The organism is Flavobacterium sp. (assembly GCF_039916025.1).
Lineage (GTDB): Bacteria > Bacteroidota > Bacteroidia > Flavobacteriales > Flavobacteriaceae > Flavobacterium.
This window is the reverse complement of sequence record NZ_JBDSMB010000091.1, coordinates 1-8759: the sequence shown is the minus strand read 5'-3', so window position 1 is coordinate 8759 and position 8759 is coordinate 1. Positions and strand designations below refer to the sequence as shown.

At 34.0% G+C, this 8759-nt stretch carries 7 protein-coding genes; 5 read left to right on the top strand and 2 right to left on the bottom strand.

Going from position 1 to position 8759, the window contains the following annotated elements; translation table 11 throughout:
* The first annotated feature begins 268 nt into the window (after positions 1 to 268).
* A complete protein-coding gene (locus ABIQ27_RS06150) occupies positions 269 to 838 on the top strand; it encodes an OmpH family outer membrane protein (RefSeq protein WP_348032901.1) in 570 nt (189 codons plus the stop codon).
* A 102-nt stretch (positions 839 to 940) separates the two neighbouring features.
* The gene (locus ABIQ27_RS06145; protein WP_348032900.1) at positions 941 to 3205 is read left to right on the top strand and encodes a helix-turn-helix domain-containing protein; all 2265 of its coding nucleotides are present in this window, start codon (positions 941 to 943) and stop codon (positions 3203 to 3205) included.
* Here ABIQ27_RS06145 and ABIQ27_RS06140 read toward each other — a convergent pair whose 3' ends face one another.
* Together ABIQ27_RS06140 and ABIQ27_RS06135 are read right to left on the bottom strand one after the other, a co-directional pair.
* Entirely contained in the window at positions 3206 to 3592 is a 387-nt protein-coding gene (locus ABIQ27_RS06140) for a DoxX family protein (protein ID WP_348032899.1), read from the bottom strand.
* 5 nt (positions 3593 to 3597) lie between these two features.
* Complete coding sequence (locus tag ABIQ27_RS06135; RefSeq protein WP_348032898.1) at positions 3598 to 4746, bottom strand: DNA polymerase III subunit delta'; 1149 nt, start codon at positions 4744 to 4746, stop codon at positions 3598 to 3600.
* Positions 4747 to 4965: 219 nt separating this feature from the next.
* Here ABIQ27_RS06135 and ABIQ27_RS06130 point away from each other — a divergent pair, with 219 nt between their 5' ends.
* The 3 genes from ABIQ27_RS06130 to ABIQ27_RS06120 form a co-directional block, all read left to right on the top strand.
* Entirely contained in the window at positions 4966 to 6153 is a 1188-nt protein-coding gene (locus tag ABIQ27_RS06130) for a phosphoglycerate kinase (protein ID WP_348032897.1), read from the top strand.
* Positions 6154 to 6253: 100 nt separating this feature from the next.
* Positions 6254 to 8506 carry a LysM peptidoglycan-binding domain-containing protein gene (locus tag ABIQ27_RS06125; protein WP_348032896.1) on the top strand — a complete coding sequence of 751 codons (2253 nt, stop codon included), beginning with the start codon at positions 6254 to 6256 and terminating at the stop codon, positions 8504 to 8506.
* Positions 8507 to 8544: 38 nt separating this feature from the next.
* The coding region (locus tag ABIQ27_RS06120; protein WP_348032895.1) for a DUF4837 family protein at positions 8545 to 8759 on the top strand (215 nt) is incomplete at its 3' end.

The following is an 8759-nucleotide window of genomic DNA, read 5'->3' as shown; positions in this document are numbered from 1 at the left end:
AGTATTCGTCACACATTTACATCTTAAAAAACCAGTAAAAACCAATTTAAAGCACGCTGTTTTATTAAACAGACTAAGAATGCGCAACAAGCTATTGAAAAAGAGAAAGGCTTTTAAATCGCTTTATTTAAAGCTTAAAGCAATAGTCAAATAACATTAAAAATTTTTATCCAATAATTAAAATTTATAGTCCAAAAATAACCGAAATTGAACTTTAGAATTTTATTTTTATACTTTTGAAACCGAAAATTAAATTTACCAAATCATGATTAAAAAAACAGCTATCCTTTTTGCATTCGCAATTGCAATTATTTCTTGTAATAAAGCAATAGAAACAAAAGAATTTAAAACAGCATTCGTTGACACTTCAAAATTAATGGACGAATCAGTTGAAGCCAAAGACATCGGAGCAAAATATAAAGAGAAATCTAAAGTAATGGGTAATCAGTTGGAAGCTGAAGTTGCCCGTTTTAAATCTGAAGCAGCAAGTTTTAAGCAAAATGCACAGGCAAATGGACAAGCCTGGGCACAACAAAAAGGTGCGGAATTGTCACAAAGAGAACAACAATTAAACTATGCTCAACAAGCCATGTTGCAACAATTGCAACAAGAAAGCGGTGCTGAAGTAGATTCGCTGGTTATTGGCTATAGAAAAATGCTAAAAGAATATGGTAAAGAAAAAGGATACGATTATATCTTCGGATCTGGAGATGCAGCACCATCTATTTTATATTCAAAAGAAAGCTATGACATTACTAAAGAAGTAATCAAAATGGTAAACGACAAATATAAAGCTGCTGGTAAAAAAGAAGAAACACCAAAAGAAGAAAAGAAATAATAAAATTTATTTTGTAAGATAAAAAGACCTGCAATTTTGTAGGTCTTTTTTTGTTGTGTGTTGAAATACAATGTATTATATTTGTTTCTTAAATTATACGCCATGGAATCATTATCAGCCGAAGCAAAGTATGTATTACAATTCATTAATCAAACCAACCGCTCTATTTTCCTTACGGGAAAAGCAGGAACTGGAAAAACCACACTTCTCAAAGAGATAATTAAATCAACACACAAAAATTGTGTCGTCGTCGCCCCAACAGGAATTGCCGCATTAAACGCCGGAGGAGTAACTATTCATTCAATGTTTCAGTTGCCTTTCGGAGGATTTATTCCCGATAATTCTATCCCTCGTTTTTTAGAAAATTCTAAATTTGAAACCAAAGCAACGTTACGTAGACATTTTAAAATGAGCGGGTTAAAAAAATCCGTTATTCAAAACATGGAATTGCTGATCATTGATGAAGTCAGTATGTTGCGTTCCGATTTGATGGATGCTATTGATTTTATGTTGCAATCCGTACGAAGAAAAAACCTGCCCTTTGGTGGCGTTCAAGTACTTTTTATTGGCGATTTATTACAATTACCACCTATTATTCGAGAGGAAGAGTGGCAAACCTTACGTTCGTATTACAAAGGCAAATTCTTTTTTCATTCGCATGTCATTCAACAAAACCCGCCATTGTATATCGAATTGTCTAAAATTTTCAGACAAACCGACGAACAGTTTATTTCGGTTTTGAATAATTTAAGAAACAATCAGATTTCGCATAGCGATATTCAAATTCTCAACCAATTTGTTCAGCCAAATTTTGATTTAAAAGCCAATAGAGGATACATCACTTTAACTACACATAATGTAAAAGCCGATTCAATAAATTCACAATCATTACTTGATTTAAAAGGAAGATCTAACGTCTATAAAGCATTAGTTGTTGACGATTTCCCGGAAAAAATATACCCGCTGGAAGAGCTATTAGAACTAAAAATAGGAGCACAAGTCATGTTTATTAAAAACGATTTGTCGTTTGATAAAAATTATTTCAACGGAAAAATGGGTATTATCAAATCGCTATCCGAGGAAGAAATTATGGTTCATTTTCCCGAAGAAAATAAAACCATAGAGGTGGAGCGATATGAATGGCAAAATATCCGCTATTTTGTAGATGAAAATACCAAAGAAATTAATGAAGAAGTACTCGGAACATTTACACATTATCCTATAAAATTAGCTTGGGCAATTACCGTTCACAAAAGTCAGGGGTTAACATTTGACAAAGCTGCGCTCGATGTTTCGCAAGTTTTTCTTCCGGGACAAGCCTATGTGGCCCTTTCTCGATTACGCTCTTTAAAAGGCTTAGTTTTGCTTTCTCCGTTGCAAATGAATGGTATTTCGAGCGACCAGGATGTAATGGGATATGCAGAAAATAAAGCCAGCGAAGCATTTCTGGAAAATTCCTTAAAGCAAGAAACCAAAAAATTTATTCATCATTATCTAAAATCAAGTTTTGATTGGACTGATTTGGCTCAGGAATGGCGCAATCATCAGTTCAGTTACAACGAAAATTCAGAATTATCGGCCAAATCTAAACATGCCCTTTGGTCCAAAAAACAAACTGAAGTTATTGAAAGTCTTTTGGATCCTTCCCGAAAATTCATCGCCCAATTGAATACACTTTTCAAAGATGATGAAGTTGACTTTAAATTTGTTTTTGAAAGAGTTCAGGCAGCGTATTCTTATTTTTTGCAACCATTAGACAACTTGGTTTATGAAATCCTTTGGAAATTGGAAGAAGTAAGTCGGATTAAAAAAGTCAAAGTTTTTTATGATGAATTAGTGGTTTTGGAAGCCCAGCAAGTCAAAGCAGTTTTACAATTAATGAAAGCCAAATTACTAATAGAAACGGTTGTTAAAGGCGAAACAATTTCTAAAGAAAAATTATCTTCCGACGCAATTAAGTATTACAAAATCAGAAAAATAGAAACCGTTCGTGAGGAATTTAAAAATCTGAATGTTACTTTAATTGAAGATAAAGTTGACCTGGAGCGCTATACTAAAAAGAAAAAAATTGAAAAAATACCGAAAAAATCAACCGTTCAGGAAACCTATGAACTTTGGTTAGAAAAGAACTCTATTAAGGAAATTGCCGCAATTCGTAAGCTGACAACCCAAACAATTGGCAGTCATATTGCTAAACTCATAGAAACAGAAATCATAAAAATTACAGATGTTTTGCCAGAAGAAAAAATACGGGAATTAGCCGAAGCATTTAAAGGTTATAAAGAAGAAACTCTCAATGGATTGAAAGAACAATATGGAGATAAATTCACTTGGGATGAACTTAAAATGTTTAAAGCGAGTTTGTAACTAGCTCAACCACCAAACAGCCAAAATCGCAGGAACAAAATAAATCGCTATTGTTCTGGCGCCATCGTAATCTTTTGCTAAACGCTGGCCTAAAAGCAACAATATCAGGGTTATACAAGAAAAAACAGCGCCGTAAAAACCAAATGTTTTTCCGCCATTAATCAATAATTCTACACAACCAACCAAAGTTAAAACGCCGGTAATAAGTTCCAGGATTAATATAGTTCCTAAGGCTAACGGAACATTATTTTTTAGCAATGAAGTTTTTGAGAAATGTTCTTTATGCCAATTAATATTTCCTTCCCAGCCAAAGATTTTATCATAAGCAGATTGCACAAAAGTAACCGCTAGAAAAAGCAAAACGAGTATCGAAGCAGTGTTAGTCATGATGGTTAATTTTTATGGATTAATCGAGTGAGTTTTATAGACAAATCAGTCAATATAATTTTGGCATTTCCGTTGCGTTCAATATGATAAATCGCATCTGAAAGTTCGTTGAAAATCGCATTAATATTATTACCGTTTACAAATGGAGCAAACTTATCGAAAGTAAAGTTTTCCACTTTTGGTTCCACATAAACCAGGTTCTTGGTTTCGTAATTATGCATCAAAGCCTGACGAAACATCACTATGCAATAATTCAAAAACTGTTTTTGTCCTTCTCTTCCCAAACCTGCAATTTCTTCGCTCCACGAAATTAAATCCTGAATAGCAGAAGCATTCTTTTTTGCACTAAAGGCAGCACGAACCCAAGCGACAAACCATTTTTCAAAAGGGAAATCTTCATTATCATTTTTTACAATGTGAAGCGCTTTATTATAATTTCCCTGTGCCTGATGCGCGACTTTTGATGCAGAATTATCATCTAAAAAATATTCGGCTTTTAATGCTTTCGAAATTTCGTTTTCTGGCAAAGCGCCAAAATGCAAAACCTGACAACGTGAACGGATGGTTTGGATTATATCTTCTTCATTTTCAGAAATCAGCAGGAATAATGTTTTTTCAGGCGGTTCTTCCAGCAGTTTTAATAACTTATTTGAAGCGGCAATATTCATTTTATCAGCCATCCAAACAATCATAATTTTATAACCGCCTTCATAGGATTTCAATGCTAAAGATTTTAAAATATCCTGTGCATCTTCTACACGAATTTCGCCTTGTTTGTTCTGAACACCCAAATGCTTGTACCAATCAAACAAACTTCCGTAAGGATTTTGCAAAACAAACTCGCGCCAATCCAGAATAAAATCGGCACTTTTAGGTTTTGTTTTTACATCTTCATTGGTCACATTTGGATATACAAAATGCAAATCAGGATGCGAAAGAGATTGAAATTTTAGATTGCAGCTTTCGTTTCCGCCACTATTTTCCAGCCCTTGATTATTACATAAAACAAATTGTGCGTAAGCAATTGCCATAGGTAAAGTTCCACAACCTTCCGGACCAACAAACAATTGTGCGTGTGGAATTCTTCCCGACAACGCACTTTTTATGAGATGATTTTTTATATAATCCTGACCAAGAATATCTGAAAACTGCATAAAGCAAATATAGAAGAAATATTTAGCTTTAATAAATCTGACGGTGATATTCAAAACATATTTGGATTGAAAAATCAAGGTAATAAATTGCTATTTGTTTGGAATCAAATATTTTAACACTTAAAATTTCCTTAAAAAACATCGATAAAAGCACAAAAAACATCGTTGAAACTAATTTTTATTATATTTGCAATGATTCAGTCTATATTAATTTACTAAATGAAAACGCTTCAAGATTTTAATTTCAACGCCAAAAAAGCCATAATTCGAGTTGATTTCAACGTGCCTTTAGACGAGAATTTCAACGTTACCGATGCCAACAGAATTGAAGCCGCAAAGCCAACTATAGATAAGATTCTGGCCGATGGCGGAAGCGTAATTTTGATGTCACATTTAGGAAGGCCAAAAGGGAAAGAAGATCAATATTCGTTACGACATATTGTAGCAAAAGTTTCTGAAGTGTTAGGCATAAATGTTCAATTTGCTTCCGATTGCAGAGGCGAAATAGCGAAAAATGCGGCTAAAAATTTAAAGCCAGGCGAAGTTTTACTGTTAGAAAACCTTCGTTTTTACGGTGAAGAAGAAGCTGGAGATGAAAATTTTGCAAAAGAATTAGCTTCATTAGGTGATATTTATGTGAATGATGCGTTTGGAACAGCTCACAGAGCACACGCTTCAACAACAATAATCGCTAAATTTTTTCCAGATCATAAATGTTTTGGATTGCTTTTAGCCAAAGAAATAGAAAGTTTAAACAGAGTTTTAAGCAACTCAGTAAAACCAGTAACGGCAGTTCTTGGAGGGTCAAAAGTATCTTCAAAAATTACAGTTATTGAGAATATTTTAGACAAAGTGGATCACATGATTATCGGTGGCGGAATGACATTCACTTTTGTAAAAGCATTGGGCGGCAAAATTGGAAATTCGATTTGTGAAGATGATAAACAAGAATTGGCTTTAGAAATTTTACGCTTAGCTAAAGAAAAAAACGTTCAGATACATATTCCGGTTGATGTTGTTGCAGCAGATTCATTTTCAAATGATGCCAAAACGCAAATTGTTGATGTTAGAGAAATCCCTGATGGATGGCAAGGTTTAGATGCCGGGCCAAAATCATTAGCCAATTTCAGAGAAGTGATTATGAATTCAAAAACTATTCTTTGGAATGGACCATTAGGAGTTTTCGAAATGGAAAATTTTGCTAACGGAACAATTGAATTAGGGAATTATATTGCTGAGTCAACAGCAAACGGTGCTTTTTCACTTGTTGGAGGCGGAGATTCGGTTGCAGCGGTAAAACAATTCGGATTGGAAGATAAAATGAGTTATGTATCAACTGGCGGTGGCGCCATGTTGGAAATGTTAGAAGGAAGAGTATTACCGGGAATTGCTGCCATTTTAAGTTAAAGTTTTAAAACAGCACAATAAATAAAAATAAAAGCCGTTATTAATTAAGCTTAATTAATAACTTACAGATTTGAAATATACCACTTTATAAAATAAAGTTATGACTATAAAAAAAATAACCTCATTAGCATTACTGCTAGCTTCTTCAGCAATTTTTGCTCAGGATACTATCGTTGCTACCTCAGTAAAAAAAGAGCCATTAACCAGGCGAGAAGTTTTAGATTCAATCAAAGCTACTTTTGTTCACGACCAAGTTGCATCATGCATCGACAGTTTGTGGATGAAGGAAATGGTAAGTTTGGATTTATACGATGACTTGACAGCTGACATCAAAAACATTAATGTTGATGAAAAAGTTGATTACGAACTGCCTACAGAGCTTTTAAAAGAAAGGCTGAAGAAAATGGATGAGAAATCTCCATTTAACATTGAGTATAATGTTGGTTTAGAAAATGTTATCAAATCATTTTTAAAGAACAGAAAAAGAGCTTTTGAAAGATTGATGGGCGTTTCTCAGTTTTATTTCCCACAATTTGAAGAATCCTTATCAGCACAAAACATTCCATTAGAAATAAAATATTTAGCAGTTGTAGAATCAGCACTAAATCCAAGAGCAGTTTCCAGGGTTGGCGCTACAGGTTTATGGCAGTTTATGTATCAAACCGGGAAGCAATATAACTTAAATATCAACACCTATGTTGATGACAGAAGTGATCCTTTGAAAGCCAGTAATGCTGCAACTCAATACATGAAAAACATGTATGCTATTTTTGGTGATTGGGATTTGGTTCTTGCCTCATATAATTCCGGACCAGGAAATGTAGCAAAAGCGATCAGACGTTCGGGCGGAAAACAAAATTATTGGAACATCCGTAAATATTTACCAAAAGAAACGCAAGGATATTTACCGGCTTTCTTAGCAACGATGTACATTTTTGAATACCACAAAGAACACGGAATTAAGCCAGACAGAGCTGTTGCAAATCATTTTGCTACTGATACTGTAATGATAAAAAACGCAATGACATTCAAGCAGATTTCAGATTTGTTAGATGTTCCTGTTGCAGAATTGCAATTCTTGAATCCGTCGTATAAAAGAGAAGTAGTTCCTTATATTACGGGTGAAAATCACTATTTGAGATTGCCGGTTAACAAGGTTGCTGTCTTTACTTCGAATGAAGATAAGATTTATGCTTTCATTCAATATGAATCTAATAAAAGAGAAAGACCTTATGAGAGCATGTTGGCAAACAATTCGAATTTCTCGGATAACAGCGGAACAGTTTCAAGAGTTAAATACCATAAGGTTAGAAAAGGCGATAGCCTAAGCGAGATTTCAAATAGATACGGCATCACAATGACGGAACTTAAAAAATGGAATCATTTGCGAAGCAATAAAGCTCCAATGGGCAGAAGATTAAAAATCATCACCACAGAAGCGGTTGCCTCAAATGAAAAGAGAATCACAAAACCAGATACAGTTTCTGTAAAAGAAACTACAGCTTTAGCATCCAATACTGCTAAAACTTACAAAGAAGAAAAAGTGGTTTCATTTAAAGATGTTGTAAAATATCACAAAGTAAGAAGAGGCGATAATCTTGGAGAAATCTCAGATAAATACGGAGTTTCTGTTGCTGAAGTAAAAAAATGGAATCATATCAAAGGAAGCAATATAGTTCCTGGAAAAAGCTTAAAAATCATCAAAAACGAAAGAGTTGTAACTACAGTTAGAAAAGAAATAAAAGCAGATAAAAATGCTGTTGAAACTGCTGTTGCTTCAAATGATGCAAACGAAAACCCAAGTGATTTTTATGAAGTTCAAAGAGGTGATAATCTATTCAGCATTGCTAAAAAATTCAATGTTAGTTTAGAAGACCTGAAAAAATGGAATAATCTTGACGGTTTGAATGTTGAACAAGGTTCGAAATTAGCGTTAGTTAATAATGATGCTGAACCAGCAAAAGAAACAGCTTATAAAACTGAAGTTAAAATCACAGAACACGTTGTTGACAGAGGTGAAACTTTAGGAAGCATTGCCCGTAAATATGATGTTTCAATGTCAGACATAAAAGACTGGAACAAGATTGAAGACAATAATGTTCAACTTGGAGCAAAATTAATTGTTGGTAAAAGATATGTGGTTTCTTCTGAAAACAAAAACGTAGCAGCCAAAAAGGAAAGTATAGCTGTTCAGGAAAGAGACGAAGTAAAATTATACTATGTTAAAAAAGGCGATTCACTATTTAGCATTGCCAAAAAATATCCTGGTGTTTCGATTTCAGATTTGAAAAAATGGAACGGAATTAAAAACGAAAGTTTAAAAGCAGGGATGAAATTAAAAATTAACGGTTAATCCGAAAATCTTCTATAAATTTGGGTTTTATTTCAGTTATGAATAAGACCCTTTTTTTATGGCTTTTTGTCTCGTTTTTTGTGAGCTCCTGTTCATTTAAAAAAGAAAAGTTTCCTGACGGTTCTTCTGCGGCTATAAATACGATTGCTGTAATTATTGACGACCAACTCTGGAATGGAGAAGTAGGCGACAGCATCAGAAACAAGTTTGCCTCACCCGTATTGGGACTGCCTCAGGAAGAACCACTATTCAG